14 protein-coding genes are annotated in these 13,956 nt (G+C 62.1%); 5 read left to right on the forward strand and 9 right to left on the reverse strand.

What is annotated here, in order from left to right; genetic code table 11:
• Positions 1-63: 63 nt before the first annotated feature.
• The 7 genes from dapA to BM193_RS03855 all read right to left on the reverse strand — a co-directional run bounded on the left by dapA (position 64) and on the right by BM193_RS03855 (position 5,978).
• Positions 64-942, reverse strand: a complete 879-nt coding sequence (dapA, locus tag BM193_RS03825) for a 4-hydroxy-tetrahydrodipicolinate synthase (RefSeq protein WP_092795514.1) — start codon at positions 940-942, stop codon at positions 64-66.
• Between the two features lie 84 nt (positions 943-1,026).
• Positions 1,027-1,599, reverse strand: coding sequence for a class I SAM-dependent methyltransferase (locus BM193_RS03830; protein ID WP_092795516.1), 573 nt, complete (start codon positions 1,597-1,599; stop codon positions 1,027-1,029).
• Positions 1,600-1,641: 42 nt separating this feature from the next.
• A complete protein-coding gene (locus BM193_RS03835; protein WP_092795517.1) occupies positions 1,642-2,319 on the reverse strand; it encodes a site-2 protease family protein in 678 nt (225 codons plus the stop codon).
• Positions 2,320-2,415: 96 nt separating this feature from the next.
• Entirely contained in the window at positions 2,416-3,039 is a 624-nt protein-coding gene (locus tag BM193_RS03840; RefSeq protein ID WP_046685844.1) for an L-threonylcarbamoyladenylate synthase, read from the reverse strand.
• A gap of 35 nt (positions 3,040-3,074) precedes the next feature.
• The gene (gene htpX / locus BM193_RS03845) at positions 3,075-3,959 is read right to left on the reverse strand and encodes a protease HtpX (protein WP_070303511.1); all 885 of its coding nucleotides are present in this window, start codon (positions 3,957-3,959) and stop codon (positions 3,075-3,077) included.
• A gap of 219 nt (positions 3,960-4,178) precedes the next feature.
• Positions 4,179-5,012 carry a 3',5'-nucleoside bisphosphate phosphatase gene (locus BM193_RS03850; protein WP_092795519.1) on the reverse strand — a complete coding sequence of 278 codons (834 nt, stop codon included), beginning with the start codon at positions 5,010-5,012 and terminating at the stop codon, positions 4,179-4,181.
• A 90-nt stretch (positions 5,013-5,102) separates the two neighbouring features.
• The gene (locus BM193_RS03855) at positions 5,103-5,978 is read right to left on the reverse strand and encodes an alpha/beta fold hydrolase (protein ID WP_092797024.1); all 876 of its coding nucleotides are present in this window, start codon (positions 5,976-5,978) and stop codon (positions 5,103-5,105) included.
• A gap of 218 nt (positions 5,979-6,196) precedes the next feature.
• On the opposite strand from BM193_RS03855, the gene BM193_RS03860 reads away from it, so the two are divergent.
• The 5 genes from BM193_RS03860 (at position 6,197) to BM193_RS03880 (ending at position 11,842) form a co-directional block, all read left to right on the forward strand.
• Positions 6,197-6,721: a gamma carbonic anhydrase family protein gene (locus BM193_RS03860; RefSeq protein WP_092795521.1), complete on the forward strand. Its 525-nt coding sequence runs from the start codon at positions 6,197-6,199 to the stop codon at positions 6,719-6,721.
• Between the two features lie 4 nt (positions 6,722-6,725).
• Positions 6,726-7,706, forward strand: a complete 981-nt coding sequence (gene hslO, locus BM193_RS03865) for an Hsp33 family molecular chaperone HslO (protein WP_092795523.1) — start codon at positions 6,726-6,728, stop codon at positions 7,704-7,706.
• Positions 7,707-7,857: 151 nt separating this feature from the next.
• Entirely contained in the window at positions 7,858-10,269 is a 2,412-nt protein-coding gene (locus tag BM193_RS03870) for a TonB-dependent receptor (RefSeq protein ID WP_254785825.1), read from the forward strand.
• Positions 10,269-11,411, forward strand: coding sequence for a glycerophosphodiester phosphodiesterase (locus BM193_RS03875; RefSeq protein ID WP_092795525.1), 1,143 nt, complete (start codon positions 10,269-10,271; stop codon positions 11,409-11,411). Before BM193_RS03870 ends, BM193_RS03875 begins: the two co-directional genes overlap by 1 nt.
• A gap of 152 nt (positions 11,412-11,563) precedes the next feature.
• Positions 11,564-11,842, forward strand: coding sequence for a hypothetical protein (locus BM193_RS03880; RefSeq protein ID WP_092795527.1), 279 nt, complete (start codon positions 11,564-11,566; stop codon positions 11,840-11,842).
• A gap of 395 nt (positions 11,843-12,237) precedes the next feature.
• Here BM193_RS03880 and ftsB read toward each other — a convergent pair whose 3' ends face one another.
• The gene (ftsB, locus tag BM193_RS03885; RefSeq protein ID WP_035821182.1) at positions 12,238-12,561 is read right to left on the reverse strand and encodes a cell division protein FtsB; all 324 of its coding nucleotides are present in this window, start codon (positions 12,559-12,561) and stop codon (positions 12,238-12,240) included.
• A 62-nt stretch (positions 12,562-12,623) separates the two neighbouring features.
• Positions 12,624-13,907 (reverse strand): phosphopyruvate hydratase, encoded by a 1,284-nt coding sequence (gene eno, locus BM193_RS03890; protein ID WP_070221437.1) that lies wholly within the window; start codon positions 13,905-13,907, stop codon positions 12,624-12,626.
• Positions 13,908-13,956: the final 49 nt, after the last annotated feature.

Below are 13,956 nucleotides of genomic sequence, written 5' to 3' on the forward strand. Positions count from 1 at the left end.
AGCTAGTAGCAGCTGAAATCAGGGAAGGTCCGGACTGGGTGAGTCCGGGCTTAAAGTCCGGCCTTAAGACAGGATGCCGGCGTCGCGCAAGGCGTCACGCACGGTGCCATGGCAATTTTCAGCCAGCGGCACCAGGGGCAAGCGTATGCCGGCAGGCATCAGGCCCATTTCGGCCAGCGCCCATTTGACGGGCACTGGATTCGGCTCGACAAACAATTTCTGGTGCAGCGGGAAGACTTTATTGTTGATGGCAATGGCCGTGGCACGCTCGCCCGCCATGGCCGCCACGCACAGTTCATGCATGGCGCGCGGCGCGACGTTGGCGGTCACGGAGATATTGCCGTGGCCACCACAGAACATCAGCGCCATGGCGGTCGGATCATCGCCCGAGTAGACGGCGAAGTCCGCCGGCACCAGGCGCAGCAAATCGACGCCGCGGCCGATATTGCCCGTCGCATCTTTCACGCCGACGATATTCGGAATGGCCGACAGGCGCACGATGGTCTCGTTGCTCATGTCGGCAACCGTGCGGCCCGGCACGTTGTACAGGATCACGGGAATGTCGACAGCCTCGGCGATGGCCTTGAAGTGCTGGTACATGCCTTCCTGGGTAGGACGGTTGTAGTACGGCACCACTTGCAAGACAGCATCCGCGCCCGCTTCCTTCGCGTAACGGGTCAGCTTGATCGCTTCGGCCGTGGAATTGCCACCGGCGCCGGCGATGATAGGAATGCGTCCCTTGGCGTGCTCGACGGTCAACTGGATCAGTTCGCAGTGTTCTTCCACGCTCACAGTTGCCGATTCGCCCGTGGTGCCCACGATGACGATGCCGTCCGTACCCTCGGCGATATGCCAGTCGATCAGCTTGCGCAGACCTGGAAAGTCCAGACTGCCGTCCGCGTGCATCGGGGTGACGATTGCTACAATGCTGCCCTTGATCATAGTAAGTTTATAGCGCCGATAAATAAAACAACGATTGTAGCGGATAGCCCGCGCCTGTGGTGCATTCTGACTTAGAAAGCCCGTTCAAAACGTCGGCAGCAGGGCTGCCAACCGTGGAAAATCTGGCCGGACGGCGCAAATTCGTTGCACCAGAGCAGCTTTTGGCTGTTCCACGCGCCCATCTTCATACGCCACCACGCGCAAGCCGTGCTCCAGCGCCCAGGCCAGCATCTCGCCTTCCTTCAGCAGGAATTTCGGATTCGACGGCTTGCCGAACTGCTCATTGCCTTCGGCAAAGGTTTCGTACAGCAGCACGCCATCGGGCGCCAGGCTGGCGATCATCGCTTCCAGCAAAGGCCGGTGCAAATAATTCGTCACGACGATGCCGGCAAAACGGCCGGGGGCGAACGGCCAGACGGCGCCCGGCGCTTCCAGGTCCACCAGCGAGGTGGTGATGCCCGCTCCGGCCGCCTTTTCCAGCATTTCCGGATCGTGGTCGAGCGCGATCACGGGATGCCCCAGGCTCACCAGGTGGCGCGCATGGCGGCCGCTGCCGCAGGCCAGGTCCAGCACTTCGCCGCCGGGGATCAGGGGCGCCCAACGGCGCAGCCAGCCGGAAATCGTTTCAGTGTCTACTACTTGTTCAGTTACTTGCATCGGTACTTCCATCAATTATTTGCGTAAATCCAGTGACGGGCATCAAGTCAGCAGCGCGGTCAGCGGCGTGACCAGGGTGACAAAAATGCCAATGACAAATTCGATCGCCGCCAGCAAGGCGCGGTTCAGGATGCCCGTGTACATCAGCAGCACCAGGGCGCCAAACACGTACAGGCTGTAGCGCTCGATGCTGGCATACGGACGCGCCAGCTGTATCGGCAGCAAGCCTGTCATGATGCGCCCGCCATCGAGCGGCGGCACGGGAATCAGGTTGAAGACGAACATGGCGGCGTTGACGCTGACGCCGGCGCCGGCCATCTTGCGGAAAAACGTGCCCATTTCCGTCGGCGGCATGACGCTGAGCACGACGAAGGCGATCATCCAGCCGAAGCCCATGACGAAATTGGCGCCAGGCCCCGCAAATGCCACCCAGGCCATCTGCTTCTTCGGATTGCGCAGGCGGCTGAAATCGACGGGCACCGGCTTGGCATAACCGAACGGTACCTGGATGGTGAAATACAGCATCAAGGGCAGCAATATCGTGCCGAAAGGATCGATATGCCGCATGGGATTGAGGCTCAGCCGGCCCTCGTTCGAGGCGGTGGGATCGCCGAAATAACGGGCGGCATAGCCATGCGCCGCCTCATGCAGGGAAATGGCAAACAGCACCGGCACCAGGTACACCGCAACGGTCTGGACTATCGTATTGAAATCGCTCATGACCGCGATTCTACCAGAGCGCCCACTCGCCCTTTCTTATGTTGCCATTAAAGATAGGTAAATGCGGACAAGCAAAGCCGGCGCCCCGCCGGGCTTTTACAACCCCAGCACGGCCGGGTCGCCGCGGCCCACGCGCACCACTTCCGGTTCCGGTCCCGTCAGGTCGATCACCGTGCTGGGGCCGTGCGCGCAGACGCCGCCATCGATGATCAGGTCGACCAGTTTTTCCAGGCGCTCGCGGATGGTGTCGGCGTCCGTCAGGCTCTCTTCGTCGCCGGGCAGGGTCAAGGTGGCGCCCAGCAGCGGCTGGCCCAGCTCCTCCAGCAGGCATTGCACGATGCGGTGCTGCGGCACGCGCAGGCCGATGGTCTTGCGCGATGGGTGGCTGAGGCGGCGCGGCACTTCCTTGGTCGCTTCCAGGATGAAGGTGTAGGCGCCCGGCGTGGCCGCCTTGAGCAGGCGGAACTGGCGGTTGTCGACGCGCGCATACACGCCCAGCTCGCTCAAGTCGCGGCACAGCAGGGTCAAATGATGCTTTTCATCTACGCCACGGATGCGGCGCAGGCGCTCGACGGCGCCCTTGTCGTCGAGCTGGCACACCAGCGCGTAGCAGGAATCGGTGGGCAAGGCCACGACGCCGCCGGACTGGATGATCTGCGCCGCCTGCTTGATCAGGCGCAATTGCGGATTGTCGGGGTGAATCTGGAAAAATTGACTCATGGTTTACGGGTTCTTCATGTTGACACAAGTTATCATTATTGCACGCCGCGCAGGGCCGCGATGCGCTGCTCGATCGGCGGATGGGTGGCGAACAGCGCGCCCCAGCCCCCGTTGCCGCCGCTGATGCCCAGCGCCTGCATCGATTGCGGCAATTCACCCGGCGGCACGCCGCCCAGGCGGGCCAGCGCATGCATCATCGGCGTGGGGCTGCCCAGCAGCTTGGCCGACCCCGCGTCGGCACGAAATTCGCGCTGGCGCGAGAACCAGGCCACGATGATGGAAGCGAGCAAGCCGAAGATCACTTCGCACACCATGACGGTGACAAAATAACCGATGCCGCGCCCGCCGCCTTCGCGGTTGTTATTTTTCAGCAATACATTGTCGACAAAGAAACCCACCACGCGGGCCATGAAGACGACAAAGGTGTTCACCACGCCCTGGATCAGGGTGAGTGTCACCATGTCGCCATTGGCCACGTGGGCGATTTCATGGCCCAGCACGGCCTCGACCTCATCGCGGTTCATGCTTTGCAGCAGCCCCGTGGAGACGGCCACCAGCGCCGAATTCTTGAACGCGCCCGTGGCGAACGCATTCGCGTCGCCTTCGTAGACGGCCACTTCCGGCATGCCGATGCCGGCCCGCTCGGACAGCGCGCGCACGGTATTGACCAGCCACAATTCCGTGGAGGACGTCGGGTTGTCGATGACGCGCGCCCCCGTGCTCCACTTGGCCATCGGCTTGCTGATCAACAGGGAAAAGATGGAACCCGTGAAGCCCACCACCAGCGAAAACACCAGCAGGCTGCCCAGGTTCAGGGTGCTGCCGCGCGCCGGATTGCCCACGCCCAGCAGACTGAGCACAAGCGACAGCACCAGCATCACGGCCAGGTTGGTTGCAATAAAAAGGACGATACGTTTCATGGGCGATGGCTCCAGATGACTATATATAACAAGAATAACAAAAAGATATGTACGCTAATGCACGTTTCAAGCAGCGCTGGCGACACGGCGGCGCATCGGCAGCCAGGAAAATCGTCGCGAGCGGCAGTGATTTGTGGCCGAGAAGCGCAACCGTACTGGAGTACGGTGAGCATCGCCGGCCGCAAAGCGCGCCGCGCAGCAGATTTGCCTGGCTGTCAGCTAAAACCAGTCGTGCCAGATGGGCGTGACGTTAGCGGGCAGCGGCGGCAGCATGGCAAAGTCCACGCGCGACTCGCCCGGCGCATGGAAATCCGTGCCGCGCGAAGCGAGGAAGCCGTAGGCGTTGGCCAGTTGCGCATATTCCGGATACTGGTCCGGACTGTGGCTGCCCGTCACGACTTCGATGGCCACGCCGCCCAATTGCTTGAATTCATCGAACAGCACGCCCTGCGCCATGTCGCTGAAGCGGTAGCGGCCCGGGTGGGCGATGACGGCCACGCCGCCCGCGCCGCGTATCCAGCCCACCGCTTCGGCCAGGGTGGCCCAGCGGTGCTCGACGTAGCCCGGTTTGCCTTCCGACAAATATTTCTTGAACACGTCGGGGATATTCGCGCATTTTCCCGTCTCCACGATGTAGCGGGCAAAGTGCGTGCGCGACATCAAATCCGGATTGCCGACGAATTTCAAGGCCCCTTCATAGGCGTCGGGGATGCCGGCCAGGTCCAGCTGGCGGGCGATTTCGCGGCCGCGCGCATCGCGCCCCGAGCGCGTCCGGTGCAAGCCCTGCACCAGGCCCGGGTCGTTTTCATCGACTTGCAAGCCGACGATGTGCACGGTTTCGCCGGCCCAGGTGATGGAAATTTCCACGCCGGCCACGAAGCGCATGCCCAGGTCCAGCGCGGCGACGCGCGCGGCGGCGACGCCGGACACTTCATCGTGGTCCGTCAGCGCCCACACGTCGACGCCCGCCTTGCGGGCGTGCGCAGCCACGGCGGCCGGTGACAGCACGCCGTCGGAGATATTCGAATGACAATGCAGGTCGACTTTAAGCATGTGAAAACAATACCCTGCACGGGCTCAGCATGGAAGAAGTTTTCATTGTACGCTGCTTGTCAAATCGCGCTGCAGCGTTCCAGACACACATCAGGCCAAAAAGGCTTCCACCAGGCGCGCCAATGCCGCAGGTTGATCATGATGCAGCATGTGGCCCGCATCCGCCATCATCTCGCAGCGCACATCCTTGATACAGGCCAAACGCCGGTCGATCTCGATGCGCGCCTCTTCCTTTGGCCCCATCCACTGCCACATATTGGTGTCATCGGCCTCCACCCACAGCACGGGCGCCGTGATGCGGCGCCAGCACGCCATCACTTCCTCCACCTGGTACAGGATGGGATTGACGCGCTTGTGCCGCGGGTCGCCCATGATGTCCCATTCGCCCGCCTCGTTCTGCGCCGACCAGTGTTCGGCGAGAAAAGCCGCGCGGTCGTCGGGCAGGCGCGGATTGGTTTTTTGCAGGCGCTCGGCCACGGCCTGTTGGCTCGGATAGCTGCGCATCTGCGGCGGCGCGCGCAACTCGTCCAGCCACTTGGCATAGCGGCCCGGCGCCTGCTCCGGCTGCGTTGCCATCATGCCGAAGCCTTCCAGGTTGATGAATCTGGCGATGCGCTCCGGGCGCACGCCCGCATACAGGCCCGCCACGTTGGCGCCCATGCTGTGGCCCAGCAGGTTGACGGGTGCGTCGGGCGAGTAATGCAGCAGCATGGCATCGAGGTCGGCCAGGTAGTCGGGGAACCAGTAGGTATCGGACTGCGTGTAGTCGCTCAGGCCAAAGCCGCGCCAGTCGGGCGCGATGACGTGCCAGTCGCCCGCCAGCTCGTCGACGACGAACTGGAACGAGGCGGCCACGTCCATCCAGCCGTGTACCATGAACAGGATGGGTGCGCCGACACGGCCCCAGTGGCGCACATGCGTGCGCGCGCCGCGGATAGTGATGAATTCGGAACGGGAAAGTTTCATGTTTTTCATCGGATACCTGCCTTGAAAGTGGCGCGGATGGCGCCACATGCTGTGTCTGTAGATATTGCACGTATAAAAGTACGACCGTTCGATAATTATACCGGATTGGCCGTCCAGGTTAAGACTTGCCTTGCAACAGCGTAAAATAGCGCCGGTAACAAAGTAAAACTTCCGCGTCCGGCCATGCCCGGCGCCTCCACCACCGCCACAGGCTAACGATGACACTCTACCAATTGGGCGACTATGCGCCGCAGATTGACGCTTCCGCTTTTGTCGCCGACACGGCCAACGTGATCGGCAAGGTGACGCTGGAAGCGAATACCTCCGTATGGTTCGGCGCCACGATTCGCGGCGACAACGAACGCATCACCGTGGGCGCCAACAGCAATGTGCAGGAAGGCGCCGTGCTGCACACGGACCCCGGCTACCCGCTCGACATCGGCCGGAACGTGACCATCGGCCACCAGGCGATGTTGCACGGCTGCACGATCGGCGATGGCGCCCTGATCGGCATCCAGGCCGTGATCCTGAATGGCGCGAAGATCGGCAAAAACTGCCTCGTCGGCGCGGGCGCCCTGGTCACGGAAGGCAAGGAATTTCCCGACAATATGCTGATCCTCGGCTCACCGGCGAAAGCCGTGCGGGCCCTGACGGCAGACGATATCACCAGGCTACAAGGCAACGCCGTCAATTATGTACAACGCGGCCAGCTATTTAATACGCAACTCAAGAAGATTGGATAAGAGAATGACGACTGAAACCACGGGCGCCGTCAGCGCAGCCGCCACCGGCCAGGATACCCTGCAAAAATTTATTTTCGATAACGCCGCCGTGCGCGGCCAGTTCATCGACGTCTCGACCACCTGGCAGGAAGTGGTGTCGCGCCACGCCTACCCGACGGCCGTGAAAAAAGTGCTGGGCGAAATGGTGGCCGCCGCCGCCCTGTTGTCGGCCAACCTGAAATTCAACGGCTCCATCATCATGCAGATCCACGGTGACGGTCCCGTGCGCCTGATGGTCGTCGAGTGCGATTCCGACCTGCGCCTGCGCGCCACGGCCAAGCTGGACCCGGACGCCACCATCGCCGACGTCGCCACCGTGCCGCAATTGCTGAACGCCACGGGCAAGGGCCGCTTCATCATCACCCTCGACCCGGCCGACAAGGTGCCGGGCCAGCAACCGTACCAGGGCATCGTGCCGCTGGACGGCGACGACATGGCCACCGTGATCGAAAACTACATGTTGCGCTCGGAACAGCTCGACACGCGCCTGTGGCTGGCCACGGACGATACCGTCTCGCGCGGCCTGCTGCTGCAAAAGCTGCCCCACCATGGCGGCAAGGCCGAAGCGACGCCCGTCTCGGAAGAAGATGCGCTGGACACGTGGAACCGCGCCGTGATGCTGGCGTCGACCCTGAAAGAGGCAGAAATCCTGTCGACCGATATCGACACCCTGATGCAGCGCTTGTTCTGGGAAGAAACCATCCGCGTCTTCGACCCGCTGCACCCGAGCTTCCATTGCACCTGCACGCGCGAAAAAGTCGGCAATATGCTCAAGATGCTGGGCGAGGAAGAAGTCAACAGCACCCTGGAAGAAGTGGGACAAGTGGGCGTGAACTGCGATTTCTGCGGCCAGCACTATGAATTCGACAAGGTCGATTGCGCGCAGCTGTTCATCACGGATGCGCCGGCCGAAGTGCTGATTCCGCCAGCCGCCAGCATCAACTGATCATTACACTTTCGCCATGAATCGTCCGCGCCGCCCCTGAGGCGGCGCAATTGTTTCCACTGTCATCGTTCCGTCACCAATTCGTCATCAGCCCGTCACGCGCCGCCGTTACGCTGCGCAGCTTGTCTTACTTCCCACTATCCACAGGCTGATGATGACCACCCACTTGACGCTGGCCCTGCGCCGCCATTCCTTCCACGTGTTGCTGGGCGCCTGCGCCGCAGGCCTGTCCTTGCCGGCGCTGGCGCAAACGGCCGTGGCCGCTGCCGTGGCCTCGGCCGCCACCGAGATGGCCGCGCCCGCCACTGCCGCCGATGACGGCGCCCCCATGGCCACCGTGGAGATTTCCTCGCGCAAGACGCGCTCCTCGGTTGCCCTGAGCAAGAATGAGATCCAGAAGATCCTGCCCGGCACGAATCCCCTGAAAGCCCTTCAAACCCTGCCCGGCGTCAGCTTCCAGACGGCCGATCCATGGGGCAACAACGAGCAGAACCTGTCGCTGTTCGTGCATGGCTTTTCCGGCCAGCAACTCGGCTACACCATGGATGGCGTGCCGCTGGGCGACCAGCAGTACGGCAACTACAACGGCCTGTCGCCGCAGCGCGCCGTGATCAGCGAAAACGTGCGCAGCGTCGTGCTGTCGTCGGGCGCGGGCGACCTGGCCACGGCCTCGACCAGCAACCTGGGCGGCACCATCGAAACCTACTGCAGCGACCCGCTGGCCACGCAGGGCGCCAGCGTGCAACAGACGGTGGGCAGCCACCGCACCTCGCGCACGTTTGCCCGCTACGACACGGGCGCCTTCGGCGATGGCAGCAGCGCCTATGTGTCCATCCTGCATCACGAAGCGCGCGCCTGGGACTTCGACGCGCGCCAGGGCGGCGACCAGGTCAACGCCAAATACGTCAACCGCAGCGACGCGGGCAAGCTGACCCTGTTCTTCAATTACTCGGACAAGATCGAGCCGAACGAGGACAGCACCGTGCACGTGGCGGGCGAAACGAGCGCACCGTACACGCGCCCCTTCCTGTATCCGGACTTCAAGGCGGCCCTGAACTACCTGTCGCCCACGGGCGCGACGCCTGCGGCCGACGGCAACAATTACCGCAATTACTACAGCGATGCGCAGCGCACCGATTACCTGGCCTACGCCAAGTTCGACGCCAACCTGGCCGAAGGCACGACCTGGTCCAACCAGGTGTATTACCACAAGGATGACGGCGCTGGCGTGGTGGCCGGCCCCATCGGCGTGGCCGGCCTGCCGGGCCTGTTCAGCGTGTACTACCCGAACCAGAACCTGAAACAGGTGTTCGGCAATTCGGGCTACGCCGTGCGCACCACGGAATACGACATCAAGCGCGGCGGCTTCATTTCCACCCTGCGCAAGGAAATCGGCGAGCACCAGATCGAGATGGGACTGTGGCTGGAACAGAACCGCTCGTCCGCCTACCGCCGCTGGTATGCGCTCGACGTCAACAACCCCACCTCGCCGTATGACCGCCCCAGCAATCCTTTGATCACGCAGTACGGCAGCGAGATCGACAACAAGGTGGTGCAGCTGCACCTGCAGGATGAATGGCGCATCCGTCCCGATATCGCCCTGCAGGCCGGCTTCAAGTCCAGCCTGCAGTTCGCCGATGGCCAGTTCCCCGTGCAGCCAGCCAAGGGCGCCATTGCCGGCGGTTCGACAGCCTTGCCGGTCGGCACCATCAACACCAAAAAATGGTTCCTGCCGCAAGTGGGCGCGCGCTGGGATGTCACGCCGCAAGACCAGCTGTACTTCAATATCCAGAAAAACATGCGCCAGTTCGTCACCTACGGCGGTGGCGGCGCCTCGCCATGGAGCTTGTCGAGCCAGGCCGCTTTTGACTTGTTCAAGCGCGATGCCAAGCCGGAAACGGCGCTCACCTATGAAGTGGGCGTGCGCGGCAGCCATCCCGTGAACCTGGGCGCCATCACGTCCATCGATGGCCAGGTCAACGTCTATCACGTCGATTTCAGCAACCGCTTGCTGCAGATCAGCCCCACGCCCGTGATTTCGTCCATCATCGGCGGCAACCCCGTGCTGGCCAACGTGGGCAGCGTGCGCACGGACGGCATCGATATCGCCGGCACCGTGCACTTCGGCAACAATTTCTCGTTCTACAATGCCCTGTCGTACAACCGTTCGCAGTACGCGGACAATTACAACAATGGCGCCGCGCTGGTGCTGACCGCCGGCAAGAACGTGCCCGGCTCGCCGGAATGGCTGAACAAGTTCGTGGCCTCGGCCACCTTTGGCGATATCGAAGTGCAGCTGATCGGAGACTATGTGGGCAAGCGCTACGCGACGTACACCAACGATTTGTCCGTGCCCAGCTATTTCCTGATGGGCCTGGGCGTGTCGGGCAAGCTGCCGGCCATGGCCAGCTGGCTGAAGAACCCGCGCTGGAGACTCAACGTCAGCAACCTGGCCAACCGCGAAGGCGCGCTGAACGTGGTGGTGGGCGCCGCCGACAAGACGTATAACACCTTCCCCATCGCCCCGCGCCAGGGCTTTTTGACCTTGACGGCGGAGTTCTGATGCGCGCGCCGCATCTCGCCCCTGTGCTGCCGCGACGGCATTTTTCGCGCCGCAGCTTCGTCCAGGCGGCCGTCGGGGGCCTGGCCCTGGCGGCGGCGCCCGGCTTTGCCGCGGGCCTGCTGGCCACGCCCCCGAGCCGTCCGCTGGTGTTCGCCCACCGGGGCGCCAGCGCCCTGCGTCCCGAGCATACCCTGGCGTCGTACGCCAAGGCGATACTGGACGGCGCCGACTACGTGGAACCGGACCTGGTCGCCACGCGCGACGGCATCCTCGTGGCGCGCCATGAGAGCAACCTGGTCGACACCACCGACGTGGCCCGTCGTCCCGAGTTCGCCAGCCGGCGCGGCAAGAAGATGGTCGACGGCGAATGGCACGAAGGCTGGTTCGTCGACGATTTCACCCTGGCGGAACTGAAGACCCTGCGCGCCATCGAACGGCTGCCGAAAGTTCGCACCGGCAACACCTTGTACGATGGACAATTCCAGATCCCGACCTGGGAAGAAATCATCGATTTTGTTGCAGCGCAATCGGCCGCCAGCGGCCGCGTCATCGGCCTGGTGCCGGAACTGAAAAGCTCCACGTATTTCCGCGATGCGGGCCTGGCGCTGGAAGACCGTTTCCTGTCAACCATGCTGGCGCACGAATACACGCGCCGCGCACCGATCGAGATCCAGTCCTTCGAAGTGGCGAATTTGAAATACCTGCGCGAGAAGCTGGGACGGCGCGCCAACGTGCGCCTGATGCAGCTGGTGGTGGGCGGCGACGTGCGCCCGATGGACGTGGTCAAGGCGGGCGGAAAGCTGACGTTTGGACAAATGACCACACCGGCCGGCCTGCGTGACATCGCCGCCTACGCGGACGTGGTGGCGCCGCCCACGCGTGGCGTCATCGCGCTGGGCGCCGACCAGCGCCTGGCCAAGCCCTCATCCATCGTCGACGATGCGCACCAGGCGGGCTTGCTGTTGCACACGTGGACCTTCCGCCCGGAAAACCGTTTCCTGGCGGCCGACTTCCGCGATGGCAATGGCGAAAATGCGCGCAACGAAGCGGGATCCGTGGCGGAAATGCGACGTTACATCGAGACGGGACTGGACGGCTTTTTCAGCGACGATCCGGGCCTGGGACGCATCGCCGCAGGATAAACATTTCGTAACAAATTCTTTTTCAGTGCGTGGCCGGCGGCTACGCCCTTATTATTCGTTTCTTGAATTTCTGAAATTGGAATTTGGAATTAGACATATATCGCCAACTCCATTATTGTGCAATGCAACAACAGACCATTCATGGAGGGCATATGTCCACTTTTACCAACACTTACAGCAATAACAACGATAACTATTTCAGCAACCTGGGCCGCGCCACGCGCGCCTTCCTGGGCGCCCTGCTCGCTTCCAAGCCGTACAGCCAACTGGCACAGAAGGAAGTCATCGCCAGCGGCGTTACCGATGAAGAACAGCGCTATGTGCGCCCAAGCAAGCGCGATTTCGCCCTGCTGAACTCGGAAGCGAACCGCTACGAGAAACTGATGCCGAACCTGGCCGCCGAACTGCGCTTCCTGGCCTCGCGCGGTTAAAAAAACGCCCAGGGCGGCGTTGCCTGCGCCTCGCCGTACTCGCGTACTGTCTTCGGCTTGGCGCCTGGCCCTGGACGTTTTTTAGGTTAACTGAATAGCTGGCCCTGGACGTCCTTACGTCCGCCTCTCAAAACACTACTTAAATTAAATACAAGGAAATTTTATGATGTTACTCGAATCCGGCCTGGTGGTCGTCGCCGTCGCCGTTACCGCCATCCGCTTTTACCTGATCACGACGGGCAAGGGCGAACGCTAAGCAGTCACGCAGTACAACGCAACAGTCATACGGCAGCAGAAGGAACAGACTTGGCCAGCAGCGCAGCGGTGCGGCGCGCGGCCGGGGATGACAGGTCAGCCTGGCAATCGGTCCAGGCTGGCAAGGGGAAATGGTTTGTTTAGTGTGGCGCAGCAGCGTCCACCGGCGTTTCCAGCAGTGGCGGGGTCTGGCCCTTGCGCACGATCTGCACGAAAATCTCATTCTGCTTGACCATGCCCAGCTCATAGCGGGCACGCTCCTCGACGGCGCCCGTACCATCTTTCAGGTCGCGCACTTCCGATTCAAGCTTGGCGTTTCGCGCCTTCAATTCCATATTCTTCTTATTGGCCACCGCCACCTGGGCTTCCATGTCGGCAACACGCAGCCAGCCGCCTTTGCCCAGCCAGAGGGGAAATTGGATCAACAGCAGCAGAGCTGCCAGGGCGAGCGTAATCAGGCGCATGGGGCATTCAGTTAAAAAACCGGCCGGAACATCTCCGGCCGGCCAGTGGGTTTTACAGCAGCTTACTTCAGATTATAGAACGCATCGCGTCCTGGATAGCTGGCGATGTCGCCCAGGTCTTCCTCGATACGCAGCAGCTGGTTGTACTTGGCCATGCGGTCCGAACGCGACATCGAGCCGGTCTTGATCTGCAGGGCATTCGTGGCAACGGCGATATCGGCGATGGTCGAGTCTTCCGTTTCGCCCGAGCGGTGCGAAATGACGGCCGTGTAGCCGGCGCGCTTGGCCATTTCGATGGCCGCGAAGGTTTCCGTCAGGGTGCCGATCTGGTTGATCTTGATCAGGATCGAGTTGGCGATGCCTTTCGAGATGCCTTCTTTCAGGATCTTGGTGTTGGTGACATACAGGTCGTCGCCGACCAGTTGCACTTTCTTGCCCAGCTCCTGGGTGAGGATCGCCCAGCCGTCCCAGTCGCCTTCGTGCATCGCGTCTTCGATCGAGATGATCGGGTACTTGTCGCACCAGGTCGCCAGCAGGTTGGTGAACTCGGTGGCCGTCAGGCTCAGGCCTTCGCCTTCCATTTCGTACTTGCCGTTCTTGTAGAACTCGGACGCGGCGCAATCGAGGCCGATGGCGATCTGCGTGCCTGGCTCGTAGCCCGCTTCTTCGATGGCCTGGATGATCAGCTTGATGGCTTCTTCATGGTTGGCCAGCGATGGCGCGAAACCGCCCTCGTCGCCCACGTTGGTGTTCAAGCCCTTCTTGTGCAGGATCTTTTTCAGCGTGTGGAACACTTCCGCGCCGTAGCGGACGGCTTCCTTGAACGACGGGGCGCCCACGGGAATGATCATGAATTCCTGGATGTCCAGGTTATTGTCGGCGTGCGCGCCGCCGTTGATGACGTTCATCATCGGCACTGGCATCTGCATGGCGCCCGAACCGCCGAAATAACGGTACAGCGGCAAGCCCGCTTCTTCGGCGGCAGCCTTGGCGACGGCCATGGAGACGGCCAGGATGGCGTTGGCGCCCAGGCGCGATTTGTTTTCCGTGCCGTCCAGGTCGATCAGGGTACGGTCCAGGAAAGCCTGTTCATTGGCGTCCAGGCCCATGATGGCTTCGGAGATTTCGGTGTTGATGTTTTCGCATGCCTGCAGCACGCCCTTGCCGAAGTAGCGCTTGGCATCGCCATCGCGCAATTCCACGGCTTCGCGCGAACCGGTCGAGGCACCCGACGGCACGGCGGCGCGGCCCATCACGCCCGATTCCAGCAACACGTCGCATTCGACGGTCGGGTTGCCGCGCGAGTCCAGGATCTCGCGACCGATAATATCAACAATAGCACTCATGTCATTCTCCAAAGTTAAGCGTAACAGGGGCTGCACACTGCGTTCTGAT

It is taken from the genome of Janthinobacterium sp. 344, assembly GCF_900112025.1.
Lineage (GTDB): Bacteria > Pseudomonadota > Gammaproteobacteria > Burkholderiales > Burkholderiaceae_D > Janthinobacterium.